Genomic DNA, 26575 nt, shown 5'->3' on the forward strand with positions numbered 1-26575 from the left:
CGTATGTCTGACAGGCCAGTTGTTCCGAACCGTCGGAAGGGTCGGGTAGCCATTTGCCCAACCAACGCGGTCCCGCATCTCAGAGGGAGCGTGTGGGACGCGGGCATACGCCCCGGGTACCGGGGCAGGTGCGCGGAACACATGACGCAGCCAATGAGCTGGCAATGACGGGGAGGCTGAAATGACCGATATCTGGGATTACATGCCGGGGCTCGAGCAAATGACAGACGAGAATCTGACCGGCTACCTCGTGGAGGCCGTGGACGGCAGCGTTGGCAGCGTGGACAGGCAGTCACACGTAACCGGCTATGACCACTTGGTCGTCGACACCGGCGTCTGGGTGTTCGGCAAGAGCGTCGTCATTCCTGCCGGCCTGGTGATCTCCATCGACAGAACCGCCCATGTCATCCGAGTCGGTCGCACCAAAGAGGACATCAAGCAGGCACCGGTCTTCGAGCACGACCAGGACACCAGCAGTACGTGCTACCTCGACACGCTCGACGCCTACTACTCCCCCGCCGCCGCCCACGCCTGAGCAGGCAGACGCCCTCTGGCTTGACCGGCACCGGCCGGGGTCGTCTTCACAGCCCCGCATCGACAACCGCCACGTCACCGCCGTGCATCCTTCAGCGTCGCTCAACGGACCGCGCGCCGACGCAGAGGCTGATGGCGGTGAGCAGGAGGCGGCCTCCGCCCCTGTTCGCCGGCGCCATGGCGCGTAGGGTCTCCAAACCATGCTGGCCGATGCCGCCCGGTTCGACCGCACGGGTACGGGCGTTGCACACCCTGAGGGCCTGTCCAGCCTGCGGATGACCAGACCACCTGGTCTACCAGTTCAGCTGGGATGCCGGGAATCGCTCACATGCGTCCGGCTCTGCTACACCACTGCCGTGCCACAACTCGCTCGAGCCTGCATGCGCGGCAGTTCATCTCTGCCGCGCCTCACTTGCTGTTCTGACTACGAGCCAAACACTACCCCGCCAAACAGCAATATCTACTACTGCCTCGGCAGCTTTTCTCCCGCCGGAGACGCCGGGATGCCGCGTTCCCCGTGTGGAAGCTGCTTGAGTGGGCACGCTACCCATTCTGCAAATCGGCATAACCGATCTAGGTGGGGTGTACGTGCATGAACGACACGAAAATCACCAACACGGTTGCCTCGCATCGAACGATGGGCGACAGCACGGCCGACGTCCATCGCGCCCGCGACGTCACCCGCGCATTCACCGACAGCCTCAGCCCCGCGCCACCCGCGGACGTGGCAGACACCCTCGTCCTGGTGGTGTCCGAACTCGTCACCAATGCCCTGCGCCACGGCGGCGGCCGCTACACCCTCGAGCTGTCCGCCAGCCCCGACGAGGTGAGCGCCGCGGTCAGCGACCCCAGTCACACTCTCCCGCGCGAGGTCAGCCCCGACCTCAACGGCGGCAGTGGAGGCTTCGGCTGGCACATGGTCCGCCGCCTGACCGACAGCGTGACCATCACAGCTGGCCCTGGCTCCGGTAAAACGATCAACGCCGTGATAGTCCGGACTCATGGCAACTCGACGAGGTAAGCACGTGCTGCAGAGCGGCAACGGGCGCTATTCCGGCGTGACAACGCGGTGCGTGCGTCGCTGGCGCAGGGGCACAAGGTGGCACGTACGACCTCAGACGAGGGGGGCCAGTCAGCTCAATCGTCTTGCCTGGGTTGCGGCATTCCAGCAAGCATGACGCTTGGGCAGGGATACTTTCGGCAGAGCGGGCAGACGACGAGTATTAGATTCGCCCAATGCGTGCCGCGAGAGAGTCTGCCTCGTGCAGGGGTGTGCATCTGTTCATGGAAGTGACGGCCATATGGACCGCGCGGGACCACCGGAGGACCCCCTGCACGACCAGGCGGTCCAGGTGGCTGAAGCCGCAGAAGCTGTGGTGGCCGCATGGGCACAGGCATCTCACGCCGCAACGCCCCGGCTGTCGGCGCTGCAGTTGGAAGCCCTGCTGATCACGCGGCGCAAGCCGGGTACCAACCTCACGCGGCTGGCCGATGAAGTCGGTGCCGCTCCCCCTGCTGTCAGCAGGCTCTGTGATCGCCTCGAAGCAGCCGGACTGTTGCGCCGCGAACCCGGCCGCACGAGTCGGCGCGAGATCGGACTGGTCCTCACTGCGGCGGGGCACGAACTGATCGATGCTCTACTCGCCCGCAGATACGCACGGTTCGGCGAGGTGCTCAGCCGAATGCCGTCGGCCGAACGTGCGGACCTCCTGACCGGATTGCTGGCCTTCTCGAAGGCCGCCCAGCTCGCCGAACCCGACCAGGCACAGGATTAGCCCGCTTGGTCCGTCAGAGCAGCGGAGAGCCCGTCACGCAAGGTCGGACCTCCCACGCCAGTCCATGCAGACGACGGCGGCGTCGTGGGGGAGGTCGTGACTACCGTGGTACTGCACCAATCCGTCGACTACGGCGCGGGCTGCTTCATGCGTCGATGAGCTGCTTGTGGCAGCAATGGTCTCGCGCAGAGCATCTTCGCCGAAGAACCTGCCGTCCCGCGACTGTGCCTGGTGCACGCCGCTGCTGACGATGACCAGGCGGTCTCCAGGTTCCACGGTCAGTGACTGCTCGTGGTATTCCGATTCTTCGAACATGCCCAGCGGCATCTGCGTTTCCAGTTCGATTCGCTCCACCGCCTCCCGCCGCTGGCGGAAGAGCTGTGGAGAGCCCGCGTCCACCACCTGCACGTGGCCCGTGGCCAGGTCGAAGCGCAGCAGCAGGGTCGCAGAGTAGCGCGCTCCTGCGTACTCGCCATAGATGGCCTGGTCAGCGAGGGATGCCTGGTCGGCGAGAGAGATCCCGGCTCTGCGCGCGTTGCGCAGTGCGCTGACAGTGAGGTTGGTCAGGAGAGCTGCTTGGATTCCTGTTCCTTCGCCGTCGGTCACCGTGATGGTGAGGTGGTCGTCGGTGCTGGTCCAGTCAAAATTGTCGCCGCCGATCGCATGATAGGCGGGCTCGAGGTGGGCACCGAGGGTGTACTCGTCCTGGGTGAAACCCCGGCCGGGCAGCAGCTGCCACTGCATTTCCGCCGCCAGGGTAAGGCGCCTGCGCCTGCGCCCCAGGAGGTACAGGTCGGTGTCTCGCTCGGCGACGAGCAATTCGTGCCCGATTGCCGTGGCGAAGGCCGCCAGTTCCAGCACCCCTGGAGCGCCGAAGGCCGGCTCCGGTAGATGCACGGACAGCACGCCCAGCCGGTCTCCGCGCACGGTGATGGGAAGGTGCACTGTGACCATGCCGGGCTCTGCAGAGACCTCGACGACCGCAGCCTGCGTCGCGAAGGCGCGGCCGGCCGGGTGCTCGCCGCGCACGGGCACCGCTTCTCCCGTTTGCGGCAGGCGGGTCACCGGCTGGAGCAGGGTCAGGCCGTAGTCGGCGAGCAGCAGGCTCACCCAGCGGGCGTCCAGGTAGGTGGCGAGCAGGGAGCGCGCCGTGGACAACAGACGGGTGGGCGGCGCCGTCCTCATGGCGCTTTCGGCAGCGCCGAGCCAACCGCTGGACCGATCAGTCATGATCTCTTCTCTCATCGTCCAGCATCAGACTGCAAGCGGATGGCGAAGGTGTCGGTCACCACAGCGCGTTCACCGCACCCTCCATCCTGTCTCTGCTGGACCCGCATGGCCACCATGAGTAGCGGGGCGGGGAGCGTCAGCCTCTGACCGGAGGCACGGCGGGCGATTCCACGCGGTACGAAACAGTTGCCGGGCAGCAACGATACCGGTCGTCGGAGCCCCGGGGCAGGCGGACCGTACACGCGCGTGCTACTTGATCACCGTCACGTACCAATGCCCTCTGACCAAGACAAGGGCTGAGCCCGGAACGGGGCCGCAGGATCGTCATGCCTTCACCAGATACGGCGGCACCAATCGTCATCTCTGGAGGATGCGGCCCCGGGCGTCGACTTACCCCCACTGCCCCTTGCCTCGCGGGTGATGGTGGCCGCGGAGGCGCGGCCGGCCACCCCCTCGGACAAGCACTCCGACCTGGACCCGGCCATGACCTTGTGGCAATATTCCGCGCGCTCAACGATTGAGGGGCTTGATATCGCTGTTCCGGCACCAGGCAGGCGTGAGCGTGATCTGGGACCGGCCAGGGAAGCCCCAGCAACAGGAATGTGGCAGGTCTAGGCGATGTCCGCGGAGCGCTCTTGCTGAGGTGCCTCGACGGCAAGGCCGAGGTGCGCGGCGGCGGCTTGGAAGGCTTCGAGGCCTTCGGCCAGCGCAGCCAATTTCGACGGGGACATTTCGTGCAGCACCGTCTCGACCTCACGCGCCCGGAACGCCCGGAACTCGGCAAGGACAGCACGCCCCCGACGACTCAGGCGCACCTTGATCTCTCTGCGGCTGGTCGTGCTCGGGTATCGCTCGACGAGTCCGGCCGCTTCCAGGCGGTCGCACAGACGGCTCACGGATGACGGCCGCGTCCCGAGTGCCTCGCCCAACGCGCGTAGGTTGACACCCTCCTGCCCTTCAAGTGTCGTGAGCGCGCGCAGCTGCGAAGGAGAAACAGGACCGGAAGGAGCGGCTTCCTGCCCACGCCCCCAGAGCATCTGAAGGAGCTCCGACACCGCGCATGCGGAGTGAGCCACCTGTCCATCGTCAGCGGAGTGCAGAGTGCGGGCCATTGGACCACTCTCTCACCCGGGAGAGTGGTTTGTCAGCTCCCGCCAATTCACCAGTCGATCGTGCGCGCACGTCATTCCGCAGTCGACCTCGCCGGCATGGCCTTCTGCAGCGATCTTCGTCCCACGTCCCAGTCTGGGGCCGGGTCATCAGGGGACGCCGGCGGCCAAGCCAGTCCAGCCATACGCGGCAGCCGACTGGAAGCCACACCCGGCGCCCCTGGGCGGCCCAACCATACGAAGGGCCCGGCCAACCCTTCCCATGACGTAATGCCTGTGGACGCGTGGAGAAGGCGCCCGGGTCTGTCCTTTCGTTCACCAGGAGGGGCGGCGGGACCGATCTTGAACCGGACTGCATTACGGATCGCTTCTGGTCATACGGATGGCCAGGGCGAGGGTGTCGTCGGGGTGTAGGACGATGGAGCGCATTTCGGCCGCGAGGGAACTGGGGATCTCACGCAGCGGCCTGGCCGCGAGTCGGCGTGCCGCCGCGGTAAGGCGTTTTTCGCCTTCGATGGGGTCTCTGCGGCTTTCGGTGAGGCCGTCGGTATAAAGGATCAGGAGGTCACCTGGGCCGATGTCGGCGTGCAGGACCTGCTCGCTGCCGGGCAAGGGGAAGCCGATGCCCCTGCCCTTCGCTTCAAGGTAAAGGGCCTCCCCGTCGGCGGGCACCAGCAGCGCGGGAGGGTGGCTGCCGCTGGCCAGCTGCAGCTTTCCGGAAGCGGGGTCCAGCCTGGCCAGGAGCACTGTTGCCATGAGGTCGGGTGCCAGGGGCATGAGGATCTCGTGCGTGCGGGCCAGGATCGACTGCAGTGGATGGCCCTCAAGCGCCAGGGTGCGCACGGTATGCGTCACGTCCAGGGCGCTGCGGGTGCTCCCCAGTCCGTGGCCGAGTGCGTCGACGACGGTGATGTGCAAAGTGCCGTCGGGCAGCGTGAACCAGTCGTAGAGGTCGCCGCCGGTGGGCGCGTGAGCATCGGCTGGTTCGTAGTGAACCGCGAGTTCGAGACCATCAACACTAAGCGGCGGTGGCCGCAGCGTGTCTTCAAGTTCCTGAAAGATCAGGCTGTGCGCCCGGCGCAGCTGTTCATCGCGTTCTTCCAGTTGCACGTAAAGCGCGAGGACGCCGGCGTTGGTCTCGGCAAGCTCGTGTTTAAGACGACGATGTTCGACGCCGAGCGCGTCAGTCCGGGCGAAGGCCGCGCGGAGTTCTTCCTCGACAGCCTCGGTCTCCGTCCATGGCGTCCGGTCCGGCCACGGATCACGTCGGCTGCTGACGTCGTCCGGAAGACTGCTGGACAACAGCCGACCTGGCGGTAGCGGGATCGTGAATCTCCAGGTCACAGAGCCGGGGGACAGTTTCGTGGCGGGCAACGGCAGACCTGACGCGGTGAGGGGGCCAGGTACCTGCGGGCACCGCAAGGTGACAGCAAGGACATAGGAGTCCGCGTCCGCTCCCGCTTCTTGGCCGGTCTCCAGGATGACGGTACGGCCGGCCTGTAGTTGGCCTTCGACCAGGTCGGCGACGGACAACACAAGGCGGGCTCTCACATCTGCCGGCAGCCGGTATGCGCGCGCGAGGCGACGCACGGCACGGAGCAGCGGCGGCATGGAATGAAAAGGGTGGCCTGTCATCGCGATTCCTGGTGTGCCCTGACGGCCAGCACGGTGGCGTCGTCTCGGCCGGAACGGTGACCGTGAGCGAGAGCCACGGTCAGCAGAGGTGGCGGCAGGCGCAGCATGGAGGGTGAAGGAGAGTGCGCCCATATGGCGTTGATGCCGTCACTATGGAGTACGGCGGCCGTGTGGGGGGTGAGCGGGATGCTGTGGGTCTGCGGGGTGGGCATCTTCCAGCCGACTATCCCTGGCTGGCCGGTCAGACGGTGGCCCACACCGCGAGGGGAAAATGCCAGGGCGCGGACGTTGCCTATCCCGCAGTACTGGGCTTGGTCGGTGGACAGGCGCAGTATGCCGACCGCTGCTCCCCTGGAGTGGCGCAGTGCTCGGTGCAGCACTGCCATGAGCTGGGGCAGCGGTTGGTCCGCCGCGGAGTGGAAGGCCCGAAGCGCGATCTGCGCAACTTCCGCAGCCTGTGGCCCGTGTCCGAGCCCGAGCCCGTCGACGACGATCGCGGTGCGGATCCTGTCGTTCTCCACGATCGCGCCGGTGTCACCGCACTCTTGTTCACCCTCGGCCGCCAGGCACAGGAACCCCACGTCCTGCCCCGGGTACGGCTGGCCGGGCAGGGCGAGGCGGGCGGAAACCAGAGTGCCGACGCCGGCCTCGGTGCGGATGATGAGATCGGTCGCGATCCGGCTCACCGCCCCCAGGCCTGCGCCCAGCGTGCCGGTAGTGGTGTATCCGTCGGTGAGGCAGCGTTGCAGTTCGGACATGCCCGGGCCACGGTCTGCCGTAAGGATCTCCAGGCCGGCGCCCAGCCGGAACGGCTGTACATACAGGGCTCCGTCCTTGGCGTGCTTGGCGAGATTGCTGGCGAGTTCGGAAGCGATGACTGCGGCCTGATCGGGCATCGCTCCCGGCAGACGGCACTGCTCGGCGCACGAACGGGCCACGTCCGCGGCCAACTGGACAGCACTGTGGTGATCGATACGCACGAAGGCGGTCGGCCCGATGGCCGTCCGCGTCACCTGTGCGCCCAGCGCGTAGCGATCACTGTCGTCCCGGAGCCCAACTGACTGTGGACCTCGAAGTCGTCCATCAGGCGACGCGCGCCGCCCAGGCCATGGCCGAGTCCCGCCCCGGTGGTGAATCCGTCGATCAGCGCCGACTCGAGATCGGAGATGCCCGGCCCCTCATCGCTTATGGTCAGCCGCACACCCTGTATGCCATCACGGTGCGGGTGCTCGATCACCAGGGTGCCACCCCCGCCGTGGATGTAGGCGTTGCGTGCCAGCTCACTGGCGGCCGTCACCACCCGGGTCTGGTCGACGAGGCCGAAGCCGGCAGCGAGGGTGGCGGCCCGTACCGCATGGCGAACCGCAAGCAGGTCTTCCTCGGTGGTCAGTGCCACCTCAGTAGTGGGTACTGTGACGGTGCCGCCGAGCGTGGCGCAGCCCCCGAGAGGGGCAGGAGTAGTGGCGCCGGGGGTGGTTGTCCTAGCGAGTTGCGTCATGTCGGGCCCCTTCCGGGGGCTGCGAACTTTGATGCCAGCCCAGGGCAGCCATGCCCTGTTCAGCATTGAGAGCCGATTCCACACCGACGAGTTCAATCCCGAGTTCGACCAGTGTGATAGCAACGGCCGGCCGCATTCCGGCCACGATCACGCGTGCGCCCAGCAGTCTGGCCATCATGGTCAGTTCCATGAGCGTACGTGCCACGAACGAGTCGATGATCTCCAGTCGGGAGATGTCGATCAGGACGCCGCGTGCACGGTCGGCCGAGACGCGCTCCGTGAGCTCGTGGGTGAAGACGAGGGCGGCCTTGTCGTCCAGCTCGTTAAGCAGCCCGGTGACCAGGACGTTCCCCAGTCGCAGGATGGGAACGCCCGTTGAAAGTGCCCCGTTCATCACGAAGTCATCGCATCGGACAACGGCAGGGTGCCGGTGGTGAGTTTGATGGCCTCGGACAGGGCATCGGCGAGGGTCGCGCGGGTCATGATGGTGGACAGATCGATGCCCAGCTGGGCGATGGTCTGAGCGATCGGCGGCCGGATGCCGCTGATGATGCAGTCCGCGCCCATCAGCCGGACGGCGTTGACGGTCTGCATCAGGTGCTGCGCCACCGCGGTGTCCACCGTCGGTACGCCCGTGATGTCGACGATGACGACCTTGGCCTCCTGGACCTGGATGGCCTGGAGCAAGTTTTCCATCACCACCTGCGTGCGCGCGGTATCGAGTGTGCCGATGAGCGGCACACCGAGAACCTGTCGCCAGAGTTGGACGACGGGGGTCGAAAGCTCCAGCAGTTGCCGGCTCTGCCTGCGGATGATCTCCTCGCGCCCTTCGACGTAGGTGTCGAAGCACAGAGCACCTGCCGCGTCCAGGAGCTGGTTGATCAGCAGTGCCGCAGAGAAGAGCTCTCCGCTGTTCTGCGTGCTCTCCTGCACGGCTTCCAGCAGCGCCTCCTTCAGAGCGAGCACTGCCAGTGATGTGGCCGTCGGGGACTCGCCGCTCCTGGCTCTGCGCAAGGAGAGTTCGGTGACCGTGCGGTTGAGATCGGCATGGGAGGCAACGAGGCACTCAACCGGCAGAGGACTCTCGAGGCCGGCGGCGACAGCAGCGACCAACGCGTCGGCCTCCTCGCGCAGTTCAGTCTCTCGTATACCGGCACTCAGAGCGGCCTGCTGCACCTGAAGCTGCACCCACCGGTCCGCTATCTCATCGATACGGCCCTCCAGGGCGCTAACAACACACTTACGCGCCGCCACCTCGCTACTGCTCACCCGGACTCCCCCGCGCACCGCCGACGGCAACGCCCGGCCGGGTGTCCCACTCAGTTCGATTGTTGCCATGCGGCAAATATAACCATGCGGCACACGTCTATGGGAAGCGAATGCGGGCCTCGCGGCGAACGACCCGGCGGCGCATTGCCTCAAACGGCTGGTCAGGGCGCGCCCGCGCCGAGGGGCGCCGGTGCACCCCGAGACTCTCGCGGCTTGCCCCGCGACCAAGCGGGCTCGGGAATGGAAGGCACCTCAGTGGCGAAGAGCCTCCACGTGAGCCCGATGCGCGGTGGATGGTCACGGCGGGGGGCGTGCCTCCGCCCGTCGGGCACCGGCAAGTGACAAAGGCCGGTCGTTCGCCGGCGGAACCGCGACGGCTGCACAGCGGGTGATGGCCGGCAGGGGCTCAGTGCTGGCATGGCTCAGCGGTAGGTGCCGGTGAAGCTCGGGTTGAACGTCCCCCTCATGAGCACAGTTCGGCACAACAGGAGCTCACTGGGGACACAGCCTCACCCGGGCGCCACCGGCACCTCCTACGGTGAAGTGGGAATTCCCGGGGTATGGCGTCGGAGCCCCCAATGCGCCGTGGCGAAGAAGATCAATGGAGGAAACCACCTCACCCCTGCCCAGGACAGGATCGCAGGCCAGCCCTCCGTCACCCACGGGAAACGACGCATCGGGCCATACAGTTAGTTCGACGGCGGGTCGGTGCGTCCGAACCAGTCCAGGCACAGGATCAGCGCGTCGTCTTCAGCGTCAGCGTCACGGTGAGAAGCCAGTTCCTGCAGAAGTGCCCGCGGCACCGCAGCAGCCGGCAACAGGCCGACAGACTGGATGGCGCGCGCCAGAGCACGCTCCCCATACGCCTCGCCAGCCCCGGAGAGAGCGCTGTACACGCCGTCGCTGACGAAGATCAGGCGGTCGCCGGGCAGTGCCTGGAAATCCTGGGCCGCATACGCGGTCTCGTCGAACATCCCCAACGGGAGCTGCGCCTCGAAGTCGACGTGCTCCACGACCTTCTCTCTTTGCCTCCACAGTTGAGGTGATCCGGCATCCACCACCTGCCCGCGCCCGGTGGCCAGTTCGAGGGACAGGAGCAGGGTGGAAACGTATTCCTCTCCGCGGTGCTGCGCATAGATGGCCTGGTCGGCCAGCGCAGCCTGGTCGGCGATGTCGATACCGGCCCTGCGGGCGTTACGCAGGGCGTTGACGGCCAGGTTGGTGAGCAGGGATGCCTGAATCCCGTCACCCATGCCGTTAGTGACGCTGAGGGTGAGGCTCTCGGCCGTGCTTGACCAGTCGAAGTTGTCGCCGTGGATGTCGTAGGCAGGCTCAAGCTGTGCACCGATTGCGTACTCGGGGCGCGCGCAAGCCCTGGCGGGCAGCAGCTGCCACTGCATCTCTGACGCCAGGGTGAGGCGGCTGGCACGGCGTGCCTGCAGATACAGGTCGGTGTCGCGCTCGGCGACGACGATTTCGTGCCCGAGTACTTCAGCGAGCTCGGTCAGTTCCTCAACGGTGTCAGGAGTGCATCTGTGTTTGGGTAGACGCACGGTCAGAATCCCGAGCCTGTCTCCCCGGACAGTTACGGGCAGATGCAGATCGACGGACCCGCCTTGAGTCACGTACTGCCCGAATGGCTCCTGACTGCCGAACGCGCGGCCTTCGGGGCTGGATTGCACCGACAACGGTTGCGCCGCATGAGGCAAGGCCGTCAGCGGCTGCAGGCAGGTGAGGCTGTAGTCGGCCATCAGCAGGTCGACGTCACGGGCTTCGTAGTACTCGATCAGGGCGGCCCGCATCGCGTCGAAGAGTGCATGGGGTGCAGCCGACCGTACAGCTCGCCCGGCAGCCAGAAGGTTCGTCACGATAAGACCATTTCGTAGAAAAAGTGGATGAATTGCATAGCTTAGGCAGGCGCCCTGCCAAGGAGGGCGGAGCGCTTACCCCTATGCCCCCAGTTGCCCCCCACAGGGGCCCTCTACGACTACAGGAGCCGCATCAAAATATTGCCGCATGGCAAATATCGACTCTACCGAGGCGCCGGCGCACACCAGGCAGGCAGGTATCCGCGCCACGCGGCCCACCCCTAGCCAGTGACCTGAGTCACAGATTCGCGGACAGTAGGAGGCGACCTTGTCGAGGATTTCGTCGGCGGTCTTGGTCCAGAGGAAGGGGCGGGGGTTGTCGTTCCAGTCCGCGAGCCAGCTACGGATGTCTCGTTCGAGGGCCTGGAAGTGAAGGCGGTGGATCGAGCCGATCACCTTTCCGGCGGCGGCGAACAGGGTGGTGGTGCCGGCACGGACGTAGTCGTGGCTGCGGCGTTCGGGAACGCCGGGCATCATCGGCAGCACGGGTTGGGACCGCACCAGGGCCTGGATCTGCGACTTCCCGTCCACGCAGAGAACCAGAGCCCTTTCCGGCGGACGCAGGTAGAGACGCACGATGTCGCGCACCTTGTCGATGAAGTACGGGGCCGTGGACACCTTGAACGTCTGTGAGCGGTGCGGGGCCAGGCGAACGTCCGCCAGATCCGGGAGATGGCCGCCTGTGACATGCCCGTGACGGCCGCCATCGACCTGGTCGACCAACGGGTGGCGTGCCTCGGCGGCTCCTCCAGCGGCTTGACGATGACCCGCTCCACATCCGCGTCGGTAATCTTCCACGGGGCGCCCGGCCGCGGTTTCGTCGAACAGGTCGTCCAGGCCGCGATCGATGGAACGCCGCCGCCAGGTACGAACTGCGTCCGCGGCAACATCCAGCCGCCGTGACACCTCCAGAATCGAATGCCCCTCGGCGCACTCCAGAACGATCCGCGAACGCTGAGCCAGAGCCTGGGCCGTCGTACGACGACGCACCCAACCCTCCAGCACAGCCCGCTGCGCATCAGTCAACGACAAGGGCGCAATCATCGGACCTGGACGGCTCATACCCAAGCAACGACGAACCTTCGACTCAGGTCACTAGTTCGATCACTGGCGCATTCAAGCAGCGCGCAACCTGCGTGCCCAGCCCTCCGAATGCTCGCCACCAGGGCGTGCATCGAAAGCGGATGCTCGCCGTCCGCTACGAAGCGACCGTGCTCGTTGCGGGCATGAACGAGTGGCTGTGCCCAGCTGTCATACGAAACCGGCCAGGACGGCGCGTTAGCGTCACGAGTTCGTAGCGGCTCGGTCGGACTCACTGCGCAGAACGCAGAATTCGTTGCCTTCGGGATCAGCAAGGATTGCCCAGCCTGCACCATCGGGATTCCGGTGATCGGAGACAAAGGTGGCACCGAGGCCCAGCAGCCGGGCCACCTCCTGATCACGCGAGGTCTCAGGGCGCAAACACAGATGGATCCGGTTCTTGATCGTCTTGGCCTCGGGCACCTGGTTGAAGTACAGAACCGGGCCCTCCGCCAGCAACACCTGAGTCTCCCCGGCGCCCGGTGCATCCTCCGGATGCAGCGGACTGCCAGTCACACTGCTCCAGAACCGAGCCAGCTCGTAGGCATCCGCACAGTCAATCGCCACGTTCTGCAATATCGAGACCATGCGCGCAAGCCTTCCTGATCTCCGCGCCAGACGCCACCGAGTGCGCTCATTCTTCGGTACACAGCGCAGGCCCCCTGGCAGCACTTTCGATACGGGTCCAACAGACCAGTCGGTCGCCGCACATGCCTGTGTCGTGCGCTCCGGGGCGTTGGTCGGCCAGTGGGGGAATGGATCTTGGGAATGGGAGGGCACGCTCAGCGCGTCTGGCGCTGAGCGTGGCGGCTGCCCGGGCCCCAGGACGGTGATGAGGCCGCTTTCTTGGTGCTGTACCGGTTGGTCCAGCCGGGCCTGCTCGGCTACCTGCGCGGGACCGTGGATGAGGGGGCCGAGGACGTCGCCGCCGCTGCCTGGCCGGAGATCGCCCGCGACTTGCCACAGTTTCGTGGCGACGCGCACGGATTCCGCGGCTGGACGACGAGCATCGCTCGGCGCCACGCGCGCGGCCGCTTCCGCCGCCGCGGCGCACCTCACCGCTCGACAGGACGTCCGTCGACGCCTCCGACCGGGGACCACATCGCCCACAACAAACTGGGAGCCACACTGCCCGCCGAAGCGGCCCCGTTCGCCCGGCCGCCCCGGGCCGAGGCCGAGACGGTCCTCCCGCGCCATGTCGTGCGTCTGGACGAGTCCGCGGTCGCCTGGGTGATGCACAGGCCCAGCGCCGTCGTACGGGTCCTGGCCCGCCGTGGGGTGAGGAGCCTGGACCGGCTGCTCGGACCCGATGATGGGAGACATGATGTCGCGCGGACGCCGGGGGAACCGAGAGGAACTCCCGCCGGAGCGAAGACGAGCCGTTGAGCGGCGACGCCCGCCAACGCGGGGCCCGCCCCACGCCCCGGCCATACGACTGGTGACGGCCCGTCCGGCCCGGACAGCACGGCCGAGCGGATCGGTGAGGCTCTGCGGCACCAGCCCGTGGACGACAGTGCCGGGCAGGCCGCCCTTGCTGCGTTCCGAAGCGCACGCACGGCGAGCGACGGGGCCCCGCGTATTCGACGCAGGGACGACTGGCGCCCGAGGACCCGGAAGCAGCGCTGGGCGCGCGGCGGCGCACTCACCCTCGTGACGAGCATGCTGCTGGGCGGCATCGCCGTAGCCTCCATCGGCGCGGTGAACAGCGGGCGGCACCACACTCCCCAGCCCCGCACCGGCCATGGCCCGCTTCGGCCGCCCACGCCCACGCCCGGCGAACAGGGCTCTCCTTCCACCAGCCCCGGTTCCACCAGGTCCGCCACGGCACCCACCGCACCTTCCTCATACTCCGGTGCGCCAAAGGCCATTGAGGCACACTGCCGCACCTACGAGAACGTCAAGGGCCGCGGCCGCGCCCTGGACGCCACCCCATGGCAGCGCCGTCCCGAGGCGGGCCTGTGCACCCATCCAGGTGCGCGATCTTCCAAAGTGGTGCTCCCGGGTTCCTGCTCCTGCACTTGACTGGACCAAAGACTGCACCGACCTGTGAGGCCTTGGGAGTGAGGTGCGTTTCCGTCTCGGGACCGCTTAGCCTCTGCTGGTCCGCCCGGCCTCGGGCGGTTCGATGGAGGGGTGTTCATGCAGCAGCGGGGAGTGGGCAGCGGGCTGAAAGCCGCTGCCTGGGTACTGGTGCCATTTGGGCTGGTCCTGGCACTGGGGGGCATCGGGTACTTCTTCACGAATTACCAAGGGGTCGCCGTCATGAGCGAGGCGATGGAGCCCACGTACCGTTCGGGCGAGCGGCTGGTCATCGAGCGCATCGACGCGGGCGAGATACGCAGGGGTGATGTCGTACTCGTCCATGTGCCCGATCGCTTTCAGGGCGGACCCGTCCTGCAGCGGGTCATCGGGGTGGGCGGCGATTACGTGGTGTGCGACGGAGATCGGATCACGGTGAACGGGAAGCCGGTCGACGAACCGTATGTGATGCGCGGCGAAGTGAACCCGGGGACCGGACCGTACGACGTGCAGGTGCCGGACGGACGGTTGTTCCTGCTGGGCGACCACCGGGGAAACTCGAACGACTCGCGGTTCTTCCTCGACGAGCAGTCTGGCAGCGTCGCCGCCTCCGGGGTGCTCGGTCGAGTGCAGAAGGGTTACACCGTGCCAGCGGTGTTGGTGGCGCTCGGGGTCCTCGGGATCGTGCTGACCCTGGTCGGGATCGGCCTGGGGATCGGGGGGTACGCGGCCGGGCGGCGTGCCCGGCGGCAGCTCGCGGCTGTGCCGCCGTGGCCCGTGACCTGAGACCGTGTCCTACATGGTCTAAGCCTGTGCATCTCCTGCGTGCACGGGTGCCTCACGGCGCCCGCCGGCGAGGGCGAAGGCGGGGATGACGGCCAGGAGGAGAGCGAGGGCTGCGAAGCCGTAGGTGAGGGTCGTGAGGGTGGCGACCGCTGCGACCAGGAGTGGGCCGCCGACGTCGCCGAGTTCGCGGCCGAGTTCAGCGGATCCCATCGTCTGGCCGAGGCGTTCCTGGGGGGTGGCGGCGGCCAGGGCGGCGAAGCCGAGCGGGGTGATCAGGCCCGTTCCCGCACCGATCAGGGCCGCTCCGGTCAGGATGCCGAGCAGGCCGGGAAGCATCGCGCAGCCCAGGCCGACGGCGGTGGTCAGGAGTCCGGCCGCCAGACCGGTCCGGGTCGTCACACGTCCGGCGTCCAGGGCCCGCCCGGCGGCCGGCTGGACGACGGCGGCGCATGCGGCGAGGACGGAGACGGCGGCGCCGGTGGCCACCGTGCCAAGTCCGGCGGTGGCGCCGGAGACGGGCAGGAAGCCGACGCCGACAGAGAGCGCGGCGGTCGCTCCGGCGAGGGCCGCGGTCGGGGCGAGGAAGGAGCGGGAGGTGAGTCGCCGCGCCAGGTCGATCACGGTCTGGCGCTTGCGGGGCAGCGGAGGCACGGCGGGTACGGCGAAGGCGGCCCAGGCCGCGACCGTCACGCCGAGCGCCGCCATGACCGCGAAGAGCAGTTGCAGTCCGCCCGCCCAGACCAGCACACCGCCCAGCAGCGGGCCGAGAGTATATCCGATGGACTTGTAGAAGCCGTAGCTGCCGAACGCCCGGCCGTGCTTGGCGGCCGGGTTGAGCCGGGCGACCAGCGCGGAGGCCGAGGGCGAGAAGGCGGAGGCGGCGGCGCCCTGGCCGAGGCGAGCGGCCCAAAGCCAGCCGGGGCTGTCCGCGATGGCGTAGAGCGCGGAGGCGGCAGCGAAGGCGATAAGTCCACCGATCATGACGGGGCGGGCGCCGACCCGGTCGGCGAGGGTGCCGAAAAGGGGCTTGAGCAGAACCTCGGCCCCGTCGTACAGGGCGAGCAGCCCGCCGAGCACCAGCAAGGAGGTGACCGCGTCGTCGGAGAAGCCGCCGAGGTTGGCGGCGATGCCGTGGGCGCCGAAAGCGGTGGTGAATCCGGCCGCGTACAGGGGCCACATCTGCCTTGCGGGTGCGGGATGGCCCGTCGTGGTGGTCATGCGTTGTCACCCTCGCTCTGGTGCAGGACGTTGAAAACCCGCTCCGCGTAGTCCTCGCAGGCTGCTGTGCACTGCTTCAGCCGCTCAGTGGCCTCGGCCGCCTCCGGAGCCCCGAACACGTCCCGCGCTGTCAGGTCCCGGTGCCAGCGGCGCAGCCGCTCCATGCTCTGCTCCTCTTCCTCCAGCTCGGCCAGGGTGAACTTTGCGACGCTGATTTCCTTGGCGATCTCCGCCTCGAACTTGCCGCAGTCCGCGAGGAACTCCGTCCAGTCCTCGGACCGCGCCGCGGTGAACAGTGCCTCGAAGCGAGCTGCGTCCTCGGGCCCGCGTCCGGACGCTTGCAGCGTCACGACCTGTCCTTCAGCGCGCTCGGTAAGCCTCACCGCCCTCCGCACCCCGTCGGCGAAGACCTGCACATCGGGCACCGCCCAGATCCCCTGACCCAGCGACAGGGCGCCGACCTTGCGCAGCTCCCGCCAGACCGCTACCCGGTGTTTCGAGGGCTCCGCAGGCAGCTTGATCACCAGGACAAGCCACTGCATTCCCGATTGGTTGTTCGTCACGCATGGGAATGTAGCAGGCGTTACATCGACCCGGGGCGGCCCGGTGCCCTGCCGTCCAAAACCGGCCGGAGCCTGCCCCTGTCGCCACGCCAAGGGGCGGCGCGCCGTTGGCGTGCCGCCCCGTTGTGTCGGGTGCCCGTGGTCAGGTGCGGGCGGTGTGGTCAGCGGTGGTGGTGTCGGCCGCGGCCCCAGGACTCGGTGTCGACCTCGTCGCGGTGGTCGTTGCGCAGGGTCGCGGTGTCGGAGTGGTTGTCCCACACGTAGTGGCGGCGGTCCTGGTAAAGGTCGGTGTGGGTGTCGCGGCCGACACCGGTGTGGATACGGACCGTTGCGCGGCCGGCGAGGCGGACGTTGTCGAAGCGGTAGCGGTTTCCGTCACGGTCGCGCAGGGTCCAGCCGTCCAGGTTCACCGCGCGCCGGTGGTTGTTGGTGATCTCGATCCACTCGCGGTTCAGCGACCGGTTCGAGCCATTCTCGGGGCCGGGGCTGTCGGCCTGGACGGCGCTGATCTCGACGCTCGAGCGACGCTGATGCCGGTCCCCGTCACGGTCGTAGGCCATGGCCGGCAGGGCGGCGGCGGAAACGATGGCGCCGGCCGCGAGAACGGTCGCGGCCAGACGGCGGGCGGAAGAAGCAGACATAGGTGATGTCCCCTCAAAACGTATGCACCACCAGCCAGAACAAGGCCGGGGCGCGGTGCGGGTCTCGGCCCCTGTCGGTACCGAGGACCCAAACTCTGGACCGCCGACACCGGCCCGTGGGGGACGCCTGACTCCGCGTTACCAATTGCGGACATTTACGTAACCTACACATGTACAGCACATCAGTGGACAGATAAGCGTGACCCTGACATTCCCTGACAGCTACACCCACCCGTTGAACCATCAACGGAAAGCGGTTACGCGCTCCCCCGCACCAACCCACACGCCACCCAACGCGCCACCACGCCAACAGAGCCTGATCTTGGTAACAACCACTCCGCACGCTTCCTCGCACACCCGCACGCACACCGCAAAAACGCCCGAAGAAGGATGGGCTCCCGCGTCGACCAAGAGGGAGCGAGCGCAGGAGGTAGAGCGCACAGGAGGTAGAGCCAGCCCTGGCCGGCGCCTGCCCTCCAATCCCGCGCGCATACGGAACCACTGGGCGGGAGACAGGCAGCGCCGTCCACCACATCCCCTCCGTACGGACCTCTCCTCGCTCGTACGGATGGCGTGCACGATCGAAAAGCCGGCGTGGCGATGGCGGCGCAAGAAGCGGCATGAAGATCGATACTCAGCACATTCGTGAGTCCGGCCTGGCGGTTCTCGGCATCACCGGTGGCGACGAGGCAACCACCCGCGCCGTGGGCCGAGCTGGAGTTGTGGTGGGCAACGTCCGGCATCGCCCAAAACGCAGCCCGCAGAGCGGTACAGCACCCGCGGCCCCGGCCAGTTAGCCGTCTTTAGCCGTGCAAGGGCACAAACTCTGCCCCGCCCGCCTTGACCCAGCCGCCCCGCACCCCAGCGGACCGACACCCACCCCGACGGCTCAACCGTCTGGGCTGCCTGCGGCCACTCCCCTGCACAATCTGACCGCCCGCTTCATATCGACGGCACCCTCCGAGTTCCTCGACGAACTCGCCACCGCGCACGGCGCATCGAACTGGCCGACGAGCCCCGCCGCAGCACCTCCCACCTTGTCTGGGGTTACGCCTTCCTGCGGTCATACTCTCCGCGCGCGGAGTATGGGTGAGCTATCCTGCGCGCATGCGCGGACAGTTCACTGGCTGGCCGGAGCAAGCCATGGACGTGTTGTGGCAGCTCCAGGGCGAACCGACCCACGCGACCCGCCAGCGCTACCGCGCGGACCGCGAACGCCTGGTCCGGCAGCCGATGATCGCCCTGCTCAGCGAAGTCGCGGACACCGACCCCCGGTACGAGGACTTCTCCGTCTGGCACTACCGCACCGACTCCTGGTGGTGGCAGCACCAGGGTGCGGTGATCCGGCTCGGCCGCAAGATCGAGATCGGTCTCCGGTTCTCCCTGGACGGCCTGCGGATCCAGGGCGCCTGGTGGTACCCCGATCCCGGCCAGGTGGACATGTTCCGCAAAGCCGTGGCCTCCGAGGGGAGCGGCCGCGAACTGTCCGCCATCGTCGAGGACGTGCGGAAGAAGGGCTACGACATCTCCGGGGACGTGATGAAACGCCCCCCGCGCGGCTATCCGACGGACCATTCCCGTACGAACCTGCTGCGCCACCGTTCGCTGATCGCCGCCCGTCCCCTCGGCTGCGAGGAGTGGCTGCACACCCCCGAGGCGGTCGACCGGGTCCTCTCGGCCGCCGCCGACCTGGACGCCCTGCTGATGTGGCTGGTCCGCCACGTGAAGCGCGCCACCTGACATCACGAGGGCACCACCCGGCACAGGAGAACCCCACCCGTGCCGCCGACCCCACGCGCTCAGAAGGTAATGCGCACCTTCAGCACCGACCGGTCGTCCATCGCCCGCTAGCCGTCCGGCGCCTCGGCCAGGGGGACGGCACGGTCGAAGACGGGCCCCGGATCGAGGGCCCCGGAGAGCACATCCGGCAGAAGTTCGGGAATGCGGGCGTGGACCGGGGCGATGCCCCCGCGCGCAGCGCGATGCGGTCGAACATCCGACGGCAGAACGACCTCTGCGCGTCCCGCCGTCCGGCACACACAGCCGACGATCTGCCCATCCGGAGCGGCAGGAGTAAACCTGGCGGGGGTGCACCGAGAGCCGAGATAACCGCAGATGAAGCAGCATGAGACACCGCGAGAAGTCGCAAGTCACAGCCTCGATGTATGCAGCGAAGCGCGAGACCCTACATCGTAATCTCACGGGCCGTGTCGTACCGGTGTCGTATACGACATCGCCGTGAGACTAGCGCGTGGGTGCTGCTGCTCAGCGCCTCGTCTCGTACCTGGTCAGGACCACGCCGCCGGGGAACGTCCGCGTCTCCACCAGGTTCAGGTTCACCCAGCTGTCCAGCGCGGTGAAGAACGGCGTGCCGCTGCCTACCAGGACCGGATGGGCGGCGATCGCGTACTCGTCGATCAGCCCGGCGCGCATGGCCGCCCCGGCGAGCGTTGCGCCGCCGATGTTCATTAGGCCGCCGTCCTCGGCCTTGAGCCGGGTGATCTCGGCGATCGCGTCGCCGGTGACCAGGCGGGTGTTCCAGTCGACCTTGTCGATCGTCGAGGAGAACACCACCTTCGGCGTGTCCCGCCAGTTCCGCGCGAACTCGATCTCCGCCGGGGTGGCGTTGGGCTGCTGGTCGCCGGTCGGCCAGTAGGAGCTCATCGTCTCCCACAGCTTGCGCCCATACAGCGACAGGCCGCTCGCCTGCTCGTGGTCGAGCCACCACTGGAACAGCTCGTGGTTCGGCGGTCCGCTCCAGCCGATGTCGTCGCCGGCCGCGGCGATGTAGCCGTCCAGGGTCAGGTTCATGCCGTAGATCAGTTTCCGCATGGCCCAGCCTTCCGTCCGTGGGTGTGGGACGTATAGACCAGCGCGGCGCGGGAAACTCATCGGTGCGCGATCTGGTCTTGTTGGTAGTCCTCGTGCTTGAGGCTCAGCGTGGTGTACTCGGCCGACTTGGGCAAGCCGCCTGATCTCGCCCTCGCCCTCGCCCTCGCCCTCGCCCTCGCCAGGAAATGCCACGGGTTTGAGACGAATCACGGGTGACAAGGCCGTGAGACAGCCAAGAACGCCCAGGTCACGCAAGATCGACGGGCACGAGCGGCGAGACCCTACAGATCTCTAGGAGGCGCCTGTTCGACCGGCCCTGGCCTGCGCGCTCATCTGCTGGCGGGGGCTGACGGCAGTTCAGCGCCGCCACTCGTAGGCGCCAGGGGAAGTCTCCACGGCCTCCTGAGGCCAGGACGCTCGGCCGTGCTTGAGCCCTTCATCGTGCTCATCGGTCCATCCGTCGGCTACACATAGCGGGACGCGGACCGATGTCCCCGATCGGCCACGTCCTCCACCACAACCTCCGCAACCCCATCCTGCCCGGACGATTCGAATCGGATCTCGGCATTCCGTCCGTCGTCCATCCACGCGGCGCTCCGACCTGCGGCGAGCGCGCTTAGAACCTGGGACCGGCTGTCCAAATCGTCCGGCGCCAGACACACTTCCAAATGTCCCCCGGCAGGACATGAACCGTGAGACTGCTCTGCCCATCGGCCAGGTGAACGAGATCCACCTTGCTGCCCTCGACCATCCCCGCTCCCCACTCGCTTCGACTGCCGACATCATGCACGCACTGCAGTGCTCGGCCCGATACGAGGCATCGCGATAGGAGTTCCAAGGGTTATCGCTGGCGGGGGCTCTGCTGCCATGAGGGGCTTTGCTGCTGCGGGGGGGTTCTGCTGGTGTGCCGGCAGAACCTCGGACACCTCACGCATGGTCGGCGGTGGCAGTGCCTGGGCGTACGCCTGTGAATCGAATGTGTGAGCCTGGCGGCCAGCGCCGCGATCTCCGCCTCGCGCCCGGCGTACGGGTGACCGGCGTCGGCCCGCCGTGGGCCCTGGCCAGGCAGCAGTTCGCCACCCTCGTCGAAACGGAGCAATGCTCAAGACCTGTGGATCGGGCTCGGGAGGCGTACCTTCCCGAGTGATCGATTGATGGTCATCGAGTAGGCCTACGTTGCACCGTCGGTCGGGAAGGCACGCCCGTGCTCACGGTAGTCAACGCCGACGGCACCACGCCAAACGGCTCCCTGATCGACGAGATCGTCCGGGAGGGCGCGCGGCGGATGCTGGCCGCCGCGCTGGAGGCCGAGGTCAACGCCTACATAGCCGAGTTGGCCGGTCAGCGGGACGAGAAGGGGCACCGCATGGTGGTCCGCAACGGCCACCACCAGCCGCGGAAGGTCACCACATCCGCCGGCGTGGTCGAGGTCAGGGCCCCACGCGTCAACGACCGCCGCGTCGACGAAGTCACCGGGGAGCGCAGGCGATTCTCCTCGGCGATCCTGCCGCCCTGGTGCCGCAAGTCACCGAAGATCAGCGAGGTGCTGCCGCTGCTCTACCTGCACGGCCTGTCCTCGGGTGACTTCGTGCCCGCACTGGAGCAGTTCCTCGGCTCCTCCGCCGGCCTGTCCCCGGCCACCGTCACCCGGCTCACGCAACAGTGGCAGGCCGACCACGCCGCCTTCAGCGAGCGCGACCTGTCCACCACCGACTACGTCTACGTGTGGGCCGACGGCATCCACCTGCGCATACGCCTCGACCAGACCAAGGCGTCCGTCCTGGTGCTGATGGGCGTGCGGGCCGACGGCACCAAGGAACTGATCGCGATGAGCGACGGCTACCGCGAATCGACCGAGTCCTGGGCCGGCCTGCTGCGGGACTGCGCCCGCCGGGGCATGCGCGCCCCCGTCCTCGCCGTCGGTGACGGCGCGCTGGGCTTCTGGAACGCGCTCAGCGAGGTCTTCCCCGAAACCCGCCACCAGAGGTGCTGGGTGCACAAAACCGCCAACGCCCTCGACAGCCTCCCGAAGTCCGCCCAGCCGGCCGCGAAGAAGGCCCTGCAGGACATCTACAACGCCGAGGACCGCGAGCACGCCGAGGCCGCGGTGAGCGTGCTCGCCAGGCAGTACGGGGCGAAGTTCCCCAGGGCGGTCAGGAAGATCGTCGACGACCAGGCCGAGCTGCTGGCCTTCTACGACTTCCCCGCCAAGCACTGGATCCACCTGCGGACCACGAACCCGATCGAGTCGACCTTCGCGACCGTCCGGCTGCGGACGAAGGTCACCAAGGGCGCGGGCTCCCGCGCGGCTGCCCTGGCGATGGTCTTCAAGCTCGTCGAGTCCGCCCAGGCCCGCTGGCGGGCCGTGAACGCACCCCACCTCGTCGCCCTGGTCCGCGCCGGCGCCCGGTTCGAGCGCGGCCACCTTATCGAGCGTCCCGAGACCCTCGCGGCATGAACGAACTCAACCGATCCACAGGATTTGACAATTACTCCTCACTTTCGGCGGAACGCCGATCATCAGATCAGTGGCTGGTCGACTCTAGGTGCGTCGCCTGAGCTCACTGCCGATACCAAGGACGACTGTCAAGCGCAGGCCGCCGCCCTGCAGCCACCCGGCCGGGAACCAGTCGTCGTGCATGCTCGTCAGGTTCGGTTCAGTTCCCGACCCGGCCGGTGTCGTACGCCCACATCGCGATCTCGACCCTGTTTCGGGCGCCGATTTTGGTCAGCAGGCTGGCGACGTGGGTCTTGGCGGTCGTCAAGCCGATGAATAGCTCGGCGGCGATCTCGGCGTTCGTGCGGCCACGGGCGACCAGCGTCAGTACCTCCTCCTCGCGTTCGGTGAGCGGCTCGATCGGTTGGGTCCGTCGGCTCGACGGTTCCCTGGCGGCGAGGGTGGCTAGCAGCCGCCGGGTGATGTTCGGCGCGATCAGGGCATCGCCGACGGCGGCGGCATGGACGGCCTGGACGAGCAGCGCCGGCCCGGCGTCTTTGAGCAGAAAGCCTCGGGCGCCGGCCCGGAGCGCGCCCTGGACGTACTCGTCGAGGTCGAATGTCGTGATCACCACTACCGCGATCGGGTCCGGTACGCCCCGCCCTGCGAGGAGCTCGGTCACCTCGATGCCGTCAAGCCCGGGCATCTGGATGTCGACCAGGCACACGTCGGGGCGGAGCCGATGCGCCAGCTCGACGGCGGCGTGGCCGTCGGCGGCCTGGCCGACGACCTCGATGTCGGGCTGCGCGTCAAGGATCATCGACAGGCCGGTGCGCACCAGATCTTGGTCGTCGGCCACCAGCACGCGCACCGTCATCGGCGTACTTTCGTCGGCAGTTCGGCGTCGACCGTCCACCCGCCCTCGGGCGCCGGCCCGGCACGCAGCGTGCCGCCGAGCAGCTGCACGCGCTCGGTCATCCCCAGCAGCCCGAAGCCGTGGTTCACCGACCGTGCCGGGTCGATCTGTCCGTCGTCGGTCACGCGTAGTCGCAGCCTTCCCGCGCCCCCGACGACCCGGATCTCCACACGCGAGGCGTTGCGGGCGTGCCGCAGGGCGTTGGTCAGCGCCTCTTGCGCCAGCCGGTAGACCGCCGCGTCGACCTGGGGCGGAAGTTCGTCCAGGTCATCTGGCAACTCTACGTCGACGACCGGGACCGGGGCGCGTCGGGCGAGGGACACCAGGTCGGCAATGCCGGGCTGGGGGGCGTACTCCGCCGGCGCTCCGTCGCGCAGCACCCGGACCATCGCCCGCATCTCCGCGAGTGTCCGCGACGCTTCCCCTTCGATGACCGCCAGCGCCTCGAGCGCCGCTTCAGGTCGCTGCCCGGCCATCGCCCGGCCCGCCTGCGCCTGCACAGCGATCGCCGAGACGTGGTGGGCGACCATGTCGTGCAGCTCGCGCGCGAGGCCGACCCGCTCCTCGCTGCGGCTCTGGTCCAACGCCCGGCGCCAGCTCTCGGCGCGGTAGCGGAACGCCGCTCCGTCCGCCGCCGCCGCCAGGATGGCGAACCCGCCGATGACGTCGGCCGGCCCGGTGTAGTCAGCGACCGTACCGATTCCCGCAGCGACCGCCACCACCGCCAGGCCGATCACGATCTCGCGCCCTGAGCCCCAGCGGGCCAGCGCGTAGACGAGCACCAGGATGTAGATCATCGTGTCGAGGCCCACGCTCGGGGCCCCGCCCAGCAGGCTGGCCAGTCCCAACGCCATCACGGTGCCGAAGGCCACCACGACACAGGCCAACGGGTGGGTACGCCGCCACAGCAGCACCGGCGCAAGTCCGACCGCCACGATCGTCGCGAACGGCCGCCAGGCGACGTCGTCCCGGAGGACTCCCTCGAGCAGCGCCGTCACCATCAACACCCCGACCAGCACCCAGTCGCGCGACACCCGTTCGGGAGCGTCCGTGGCGCGGGGCTCGGCCCACAGCGAGCTCAGGGCGTTGGTAGTCACACACCCAGCCTAGGGACCGCCGAGGCGTCGGGGACCGACCGAAAGAACGAGAAGCCGCTCCTCCCAACGGCCGAGGCGGGTCCGGCCTCGACGCTGATGTGCCCGCCGCCGGGCTCGGCGATCGTGGACCTACCGATTCTCACCACAACAACGGAGCCTACGATGAGAACACGTCAACCCACCGCCACCGCACTGGAAGACCCGCGGATCCCGGTGAGAGCCAAGCTCGCCGCGGCGTGGACAAGCTTCATGTTCCTGTACGTCTACGTGGACATTCTCGCCTTCTTCAAGCCCGGCGTCATCGATGACATCGAGGTTGGCGTCGTCTGGGAGTTCGACATCAGCCAGACGTTGTTGACCGCCTTCCTCGCGCTCATGGCGATCCCGATCCTCATGGTCGTGCTGTCGATGACGCTGCCCGCCCGGGCGAACCGCATCACGAACCTCATCGTGGCCTCGGTACAGGTCCCCTTCGTGGCATTCAACGCGGTGGGCGAGTCCTGGACGTACTTCTACGGCCTTGGCGTCGCACTGGAAGTGATCGTTCTCGCCCTCATCCTGCGGTACGCCTGGACCTGGCCCCGCACCACACCGTCGGCGACCATGGCGACCAGCCCGGACCGTGAAACCGTTCGCGCCCAGCAGCAAGCGTGAACCCAAGAGCAGTCCCCGTCCTGTTCGGAGCCATCTGCCTCGGTGCCGCGGTGTGGGCCTCCTGGCGGTGGGACACCAACTACCACTGGGACGTCGCGTAGGGGCCTTCCAAGGCCCCTACCGGCAGGTCAGGTCATCGGACGCGCACACAGGCCCACCGCATCGTCGACACCGACCCCAAGCGCGGCAACGTCACTGGCACCCGCCACGACGAGCCGACGTATCAGGTCCGCCAGTCCCCACCGAACACCCAGTAGGTCCCCGGTCATGATCCAGGCACACCAGCTCACCATGCGCTACGGCGACAAGACCGCCGTGCACACCCTCAGCTTCACCATCGCGCCCGGCACCGTCACCGGGTTCCTCGGTCCCAACGGTGCCGGCGAGTCCACGACCATGCGGTTGATCACGGGACTGGACCGGCCGACTTCGGGCACCGTCACGGTCAACGGCAAGCCCTACGGGCAGCACCGTTCCCCGCTGCGGGAGGTCAGCGCCCTGCTCGACGCCAAGGCCGTGCACCCCGGCCGCAGCACCCGCTCGCACCTGCGCACGATGGCCGCCACCCACAACATCAAGACCTCCCGCGTCAGCGAGGTCATCGAGATGACCGGCCTGGCGGGGGCCGCGACCAAGCGCGTCGGCGGGTTCTCCCCCGGCATGAGCCAACGCCTGGGCATCGCCGCCGCACTCTTGGGTGACCCCCGAACGCTCATCCTCGACGAGCCGGTCAACGGGCTCGACCCCGAGGGCGTGCAGTGGGTTCGCCAGCTGGTGCGCGACCTGGCCGCCGAGGGACGGACCGTGTTCCTGTCCTCGCACCTGATGAGCGAGATGTCCCAGACCGCCGACCAGCTCCTCGCGATCGGCCGCGGTCACATCATCGCCGCCGGCTCGGTCCAACAGGTCATCGACTCCGTCGCCAGCGGCGCTGTGCGGGTGCGCTCCCCGCGCGTCGGCGGACCCGTTGGTGGACGCGCTGAACACGTGGATCGGGACGGCGTTCGCGCCGGAGAACCTTGATCGGACCGTTCAGGCGCTGGTCGAGTCGCAGGGTGGTGCACGGGAGACCGGCGACCATGACCAGGCGCGGCAGCGACGGGACGAAGCTCAAGCCAAGCTCCGGTGGTTCCAAGCGGCGATCGCTGCGGGGATCGACCCGGCAGCACTGGTCGACGTGATCAACGAGGCCGAGGCGGTTCGAGCGGCGGCGCAAGCCGAACTCGACAACACTCCGGTGCCGAACCTCGTCACGGCCGCCGAGGTGTACGCCATGGTCGATTCCCTCGACGACATCCCGGTCGTGAACGCACCCCACCTCGTCGCCCTGGTCCGCGCCGGCGCCCGGTTCGAACGCGGCCACCTTATCGAGCGTCCCGAGACCCTCGCGGCATGAACGAGCTCAGCCGATCCA

The 26575-nt window shown here is 67.8% G+C and carries 25 protein-coding genes and 3 pseudogenes; 10 read left to right on the forward strand and 18 right to left on the reverse strand.

Features of this window, described 5'->3' with window-relative positions; genetic code table 11:
• Positions 1–220: 220 nt before the first annotated feature.
• The 3 genes from ACFWSK_RS24320 to ACFWSK_RS24330 all read left to right on the forward strand — a co-directional run bounded on the left by ACFWSK_RS24320 (position 221) and on the right by ACFWSK_RS24330 (position 2309).
• Positions 221–535, forward strand: a complete 315-nt coding sequence (locus ACFWSK_RS24320; RefSeq protein ID WP_383789911.1) for a PRC-barrel domain containing protein — start codon at positions 221–223, stop codon at positions 533–535.
• Positions 536–1126: 591 nt separating this feature from the next.
• Complete coding sequence (locus ACFWSK_RS24325) at positions 1127–1555, forward strand: ATP-binding protein (protein ID WP_383789914.1); 429 nt, start codon at positions 1127–1129, stop codon at positions 1553–1555.
• A gap of 331 nt (positions 1556–1886) precedes the next feature.
• Positions 1887–2309 (forward strand): MarR family winged helix-turn-helix transcriptional regulator, encoded by a 423-nt coding sequence (locus ACFWSK_RS24330; RefSeq protein WP_383789917.1) that lies wholly within the window; start codon positions 1887–1889, stop codon positions 2307–2309.
• A 33-nt stretch (positions 2310–2342) separates the two neighbouring features.
• On the opposite strand, the gene ACFWSK_RS24335 is transcribed toward ACFWSK_RS24330, so the two are convergent.
• From ACFWSK_RS24335 to ACFWSK_RS24380, 10 genes and pseudogenes are all read right to left on the reverse strand, one after another.
• Positions 2343–3539 carry a PP2C family protein-serine/threonine phosphatase gene (locus tag ACFWSK_RS24335; RefSeq protein WP_383789920.1) on the reverse strand — a complete coding sequence of 399 codons (1197 nt, stop codon included), beginning with the start codon at positions 3537–3539 and terminating at the stop codon, positions 2343–2345.
• 611 nt (positions 3540–4150) lie between these two features.
• Complete coding sequence (locus ACFWSK_RS24340; protein WP_383789922.1) at positions 4151–4651, reverse strand: MarR family winged helix-turn-helix transcriptional regulator; 501 nt, start codon at positions 4649–4651, stop codon at positions 4151–4153.
• Positions 4652–5005: 354 nt separating this feature from the next.
• A complete protein-coding gene (locus ACFWSK_RS24345) occupies positions 5006–6259 on the reverse strand; it encodes a PP2C family protein-serine/threonine phosphatase (protein WP_383789925.1) in 1254 nt (417 codons plus the stop codon).
• A gap of 20 nt (positions 6260–6279) precedes the next feature.
• Positions 6280–7296: a SpoIIE family protein phosphatase gene (locus ACFWSK_RS24350; RefSeq protein WP_383789929.1), complete on the reverse strand. Its 1017-nt coding sequence runs from the start codon at positions 7294–7296 to the stop codon at positions 6280–6282.
• Complete coding sequence (locus ACFWSK_RS24355; RefSeq protein WP_383789932.1) at positions 7293–7679, reverse strand: ATP-binding protein; 387 nt, start codon at positions 7677–7679, stop codon at positions 7293–7295. The genes ACFWSK_RS24350 and ACFWSK_RS24355 overlap by 4 nt, the downstream gene beginning before the upstream one ends.
• 85 nt (positions 7680–7764) lie before the next feature.
• Complete coding sequence (locus ACFWSK_RS24360; RefSeq protein WP_383790097.1) at positions 7765–8175, reverse strand: STAS domain-containing protein; 411 nt, start codon at positions 8173–8175, stop codon at positions 7765–7767.
• Complete coding sequence (locus ACFWSK_RS24365; RefSeq protein ID WP_383790100.1) at positions 8175–9050, reverse strand: STAS domain-containing protein; 876 nt, start codon at positions 9048–9050, stop codon at positions 8175–8177. The genes ACFWSK_RS24360 and ACFWSK_RS24365 overlap by 1 nt, the downstream gene beginning before the upstream one ends.
• A 689-nt stretch (positions 9051–9739) precedes the next feature.
• The gene (locus tag ACFWSK_RS24370; RefSeq protein WP_383789935.1) at positions 9740–10918 is read right to left on the reverse strand and encodes a PP2C family protein-serine/threonine phosphatase; all 1179 of its coding nucleotides are present in this window, start codon (positions 10916–10918) and stop codon (positions 9740–9742) included.
• 228 nt (positions 10919–11146) lie between these two features.
• A pseudogene (locus ACFWSK_RS24375) lies at positions 11147–11980 on the reverse strand (IS630 family transposase); the annotation flags it as partial.
• Positions 11981–12202: 222 nt separating this feature from the next.
• On the reverse strand, positions 12203–12586 hold the full coding sequence (locus tag ACFWSK_RS24380) for a VOC family protein (RefSeq protein WP_383789938.1): 384 nt from the start codon (positions 12584–12586) through the stop codon (positions 12203–12205).
• A gap of 261 nt (positions 12587–12847) precedes the next feature.
• Here ACFWSK_RS24380 and ACFWSK_RS24385 point away from each other — a divergent pair, with 261 nt between their 5' ends.
• Both ACFWSK_RS24385 and lepB read left to right on the forward strand, forming a co-directional pair.
• Entirely contained in the window at positions 12848–13384 is a 537-nt protein-coding gene (locus ACFWSK_RS24385) for a sigma factor (RefSeq protein WP_383790103.1), read from the forward strand.
• A gap of 753 nt (positions 13385–14137) precedes the next feature.
• Positions 14138–14803, forward strand: coding sequence for a signal peptidase I (gene lepB / locus ACFWSK_RS24390; protein WP_383789940.1), 666 nt, complete (start codon positions 14138–14140; stop codon positions 14801–14803).
• 18 nt (positions 14804–14821) lie between these two features.
• On the opposite strand, the gene ACFWSK_RS24395 is transcribed toward lepB, so the two are convergent.
• The 3 genes from ACFWSK_RS24395 to ACFWSK_RS24405 form a co-directional block, all read right to left on the reverse strand.
• Entirely contained in the window at positions 14822–16021 is a 1200-nt protein-coding gene (locus ACFWSK_RS24395; protein ID WP_383789943.1) for an MFS transporter, read from the reverse strand.
• The gene (locus ACFWSK_RS24400; protein ID WP_383790105.1) at positions 16018–16563 is read right to left on the reverse strand and encodes a Chromate resistance protein ChrB; all 546 of its coding nucleotides are present in this window, start codon (positions 16561–16563) and stop codon (positions 16018–16020) included. The genes ACFWSK_RS24395 and ACFWSK_RS24400 overlap by 4 nt, the downstream gene beginning before the upstream one ends.
• A gap of 182 nt (positions 16564–16745) precedes the next feature.
• Positions 16746–17225 carry a lamin tail domain-containing protein gene (locus tag ACFWSK_RS24405; RefSeq protein WP_383789945.1) on the reverse strand — a complete coding sequence of 160 codons (480 nt, stop codon included), beginning with the start codon at positions 17223–17225 and terminating at the stop codon, positions 16746–16748.
• A gap of 1107 nt (positions 17226–18332) precedes the next feature.
• Here ACFWSK_RS24405 and ACFWSK_RS24410 point away from each other — a divergent pair.
• A complete protein-coding gene (locus ACFWSK_RS24410; RefSeq protein ID WP_383789948.1) occupies positions 18333–18965 on the forward strand; it encodes a DUF2461 family protein in 633 nt (210 codons plus the stop codon).
• A gap of 107 nt (positions 18966–19072) precedes the next feature.
• Here the strand turns inward: ACFWSK_RS24410 and ACFWSK_RS24415 are convergent.
• The 3 genes and pseudogenes from ACFWSK_RS24415 to ACFWSK_RS24425 all read right to left on the reverse strand — a co-directional run.
• A pseudogene (locus tag ACFWSK_RS24415) lies at positions 19073–19204 on the reverse strand (IMP dehydrogenase); the annotation flags it as partial.
• Positions 19205–19490: 286 nt separating this feature from the next.
• Positions 19491–20057, reverse strand: a complete 567-nt coding sequence (locus tag ACFWSK_RS24420; RefSeq protein ID WP_383789950.1) for a dihydrofolate reductase family protein — start codon at positions 20055–20057, stop codon at positions 19491–19493.
• A gap of 464 nt (positions 20058–20521) precedes the next feature.
• Positions 20522–20821: a DUF5959 family protein gene (locus ACFWSK_RS24425; protein WP_383789952.1), complete on the reverse strand. Its 300-nt coding sequence runs from the start codon at positions 20819–20821 to the stop codon at positions 20522–20524.
• A gap of 440 nt (positions 20822–21261) precedes the next feature.
• Between ACFWSK_RS24425 and ACFWSK_RS24430 the strand changes: the two genes are divergently transcribed.
• A complete protein-coding gene (locus ACFWSK_RS24430; RefSeq protein ID WP_383789955.1) occupies positions 21262–22515 on the forward strand; it encodes an IS256 family transposase in 1254 nt (417 codons plus the stop codon).
• A gap of 199 nt (positions 22516–22714) precedes the next feature.
• Here ACFWSK_RS24430 and ACFWSK_RS24435 read toward each other — a convergent pair whose 3' ends face one another.
• Both ACFWSK_RS24435 and ACFWSK_RS24440 read right to left on the reverse strand, forming a co-directional pair.
• Complete coding sequence (locus ACFWSK_RS24435; RefSeq protein ID WP_383789957.1) at positions 22715–23371, reverse strand: response regulator; 657 nt, start codon at positions 23369–23371, stop codon at positions 22715–22717.
• Positions 23368–24507, reverse strand: a complete 1140-nt coding sequence (locus ACFWSK_RS24440; RefSeq protein ID WP_383789960.1) for a sensor histidine kinase — start codon at positions 24505–24507, stop codon at positions 23368–23370. The genes ACFWSK_RS24435 and ACFWSK_RS24440 overlap by 4 nt, the downstream gene beginning before the upstream one ends.
• Positions 24508–24669: 162 nt before the next feature.
• Between ACFWSK_RS24440 and ACFWSK_RS24445 the strand changes: the two genes are divergently transcribed.
• From ACFWSK_RS24445 to ACFWSK_RS24455, 3 genes and pseudogenes are all read left to right on the forward strand, one after another.
• A complete protein-coding gene (locus ACFWSK_RS24445; RefSeq protein WP_383789963.1) occupies positions 24670–25161 on the forward strand; it encodes a DUF6326 family protein in 492 nt (163 codons plus the stop codon).
• Positions 25162–25428: 267 nt separating this feature from the next.
• Positions 25429–26121 (forward strand): annotated as a pseudogene (locus ACFWSK_RS24450) (ABC transporter ATP-binding protein); the annotation flags it as partial.
• A 10-nt stretch (positions 26122–26131) separates the two neighbouring features.
• On the forward strand, positions 26132–26557 hold the full coding sequence (locus tag ACFWSK_RS24455) for a hypothetical protein (protein WP_383790113.1): 426 nt from the start codon (positions 26132–26134) through the stop codon (positions 26555–26557).
• Positions 26558–26575: the final 18 nt, after the last annotated feature.

Origin of the sequence: Streptomyces sp. NPDC058620, assembly GCF_042717135.1 — a bacterium.
GTDB lineage: Bacteria > Actinomycetota > Actinomycetes > Streptomycetales > Streptomycetaceae > Streptomyces.

Coding starts and splice junctions, on each gene's coding strand:
- ACFWSK_RS24410 (WP_383789948.1), top strand. CDS start 18,333: ATGCGCGGACAGTTCACTGGCTGGCCGGAGCAAGCCATGGACGTGTTG.
- ACFWSK_RS24405 (WP_383789945.1), bottom strand. CDS start 17,225: ATGTCTGCTTCTTCCGCCCGCCGTCTGGCCGCGACCGTTCTCGCGGCC.
- ACFWSK_RS24335 (WP_383789920.1), bottom strand. CDS start 3,539: ATGACTGATCGGTCCAGCGGTTGGCTCGGCGCTGCCGAAAGCGCCATG.
- ACFWSK_RS24345 (WP_383789925.1), bottom strand. CDS start 6,259: ATGCCGCCGCTGCTCCGTGCCGTGCGTCGCCTCGCGCGCGCATACCGG.
- ACFWSK_RS24320 (WP_383789911.1), top strand. CDS start 221: ATGACAGACGAGAATCTGACCGGCTACCTCGTGGAGGCCGTGGACGGC.
- ACFWSK_RS24395 (WP_383789943.1), bottom strand. CDS start 16,021: ATGACCACCACGACGGGCCATCCCGCACCCGCAAGGCAGATGTGGCCC.
- lepB (WP_383789940.1), top strand. CDS start 14,138: ATGCAGCAGCGGGGAGTGGGCAGCGGGCTGAAAGCCGCTGCCTGGGTA.
- ACFWSK_RS24380 (WP_383789938.1), bottom strand. CDS start 12,586: ATGGTCTCGATATTGCAGAACGTGGCGATTGACTGTGCGGATGCCTAC.
- ACFWSK_RS24340 (WP_383789922.1), bottom strand. CDS start 4,651: ATGGCCCGCACTCTGCACTCCGCTGACGATGGACAGGTGGCTCACTCC.
- ACFWSK_RS24420 (WP_383789950.1), bottom strand. CDS start 20,057: ATGCGGAAACTGATCTACGGCATGAACCTGACCCTGGACGGCTACATC.
- ACFWSK_RS24325 (WP_383789914.1), top strand. CDS start 1,127: ATGAACGACACGAAAATCACCAACACGGTTGCCTCGCATCGAACGATG.
- ACFWSK_RS24445 (WP_383789963.1), top strand. CDS start 24,670: ATGAGAACACGTCAACCCACCGCCACCGCACTGGAAGACCCGCGGATC.
- ACFWSK_RS24360 (WP_383790097.1), bottom strand. CDS start 8,175: ATGAACGGGGCACTTTCAACGGGCGTTCCCATCCTGCGACTGGGGAAC.
- ACFWSK_RS24400 (WP_383790105.1), bottom strand. CDS start 16,563: ATGCAGTGGCTTGTCCTGGTGATCAAGCTGCCTGCGGAGCCCTCGAAA.
- ACFWSK_RS24435 (WP_383789957.1), bottom strand. CDS start 23,371: ATGACGGTGCGCGTGCTGGTGGCCGACGACCAAGATCTGGTGCGCACC.